The organism is Blautia sp. DFI.6.71, from assembly GCF_020593585.1.
Taxonomy (GTDB): Bacteria; Bacillota; Clostridia; order Lachnospirales; family Lachnospiraceae; genus Blautia_A; species Blautia_A wexlerae.
On sequence record NZ_JAJDMJ010000149.1, the window covers coordinates 1 to 697 of the forward strand.

At 43.2% G+C, this 697-nt stretch carries 1 protein-coding gene; it reads left to right on the forward strand.

Annotated features, from left to right (window positions below; genetic code table 11):
* The coding region (locus LJE12_RS19655) for a hypothetical protein (RefSeq protein ID WP_173700325.1) at positions 1–687 on the forward strand (687 nt) is incomplete at its 5' end.
* Between the last annotated feature and the right edge of the window lie 10 nt (positions 688–697).

Below are 697 nucleotides of genomic sequence, written 5' to 3' on the forward strand. Positions count from 1 at the left end.
GAAGAACAGGTAGCTACTGATATTTTTAAGGTTTCCATCACAGGAGGAATAGAATTATCTTATATAATTTCCCAGAATTGTCCTCATATTGCACCGCCTTATCCGGAAGGAGCAACGATAAAAGATGTGAAAGTACAGGGGTCAACTATTAAGGCAGTGGCTTATGACTGCGCAAACAGCGAAGGTTTCGATGCGGTTCTGACAAAGAAAAGCTGGGGTGACAAACCTGAGAATTATGTGAAGGTGGCGAAGAATCAGGATGCAAAGACCATCACCTTTACAAATGTAAAAAACGGGACGTATTATCTGGGAATCCATGCGTACAACAGGGATTATTATGATGGAAAAGTGTCTGGGAAAAGGTTTGGGGCATGGAGTTATCCAGTAAAAGTAGTAGTAAAGAACGGAATTCCCACAGAGAGGGTGAAGATTAAAACTGTAAAAACAGGTAAAGGAGCTGTGGCTGTAACAGTTGGCGTACCAAAAGGATTTGCAAGAGCAGATATGGAACTGAGATCTACAGGCGGAACCACCGTATATAAACGGAACAATCGGACAACCTATACAAGGATTACAGGCGTGAAGCCCGGAACCTATACTCTGAGAGTCCGCCCATGGGCCAAAACTAACGGAAGGAAAGCTTACGGAGACTGGGTATCCTGGGGAAGAAGAATCAGGGTAAAATAAAAAGAAACAG